A 352-nucleotide genomic window follows, 5' to 3' on the forward strand; every position below is an offset into this window, starting at 1 on the left:
GCTTGCTGGCGTCGCCGGAGGCGCGCATGTAAGGTTGTTTCTGCAAGGGCGAAAGAGGGCTTAATCCGCTGCTGTGGGTTGGGTTCTCGTATTTACAATCAGCCTGTTTGTCAGCGCTCGTGAGGAACTGAACACATTCGCTCTTTGAGATCTGGACACCTACTCCACGATTGGACGGGTGATCTCCTTGGAGCATTGGGCCTTGATTCGGCAGTTGCATCTGGCGGAGGGAGTGCCGAAGGCGCAGATCGCGAGACAGCTTGGGATCTCGCGGACGACGGTGTTGAAGGCGTTGGCGTCAGAGTCGCCGCCGACGTTCCAGACTCCGGAGCGGCCGTCTGCTTTCGACGAG

General features: G+C 58.8%; 1 protein-coding gene. It reads left to right on the forward strand.

What is annotated here, in order from left to right; translation table 11 throughout:
* Nucleotides 1-232 precede the first annotated feature (232 nt).
* Nucleotides 233-352: helix-turn-helix domain-containing protein (locus tag AC1RO3_RS08890; protein ID WP_481764064.1), on the forward strand; the 120-nt coding region annotated here is incomplete at its 3' end.

The sequence above is a fragment of the Dellaglioa sp. CoH-57-MRSF-19 genome (genome assembly GCF_056781975.1).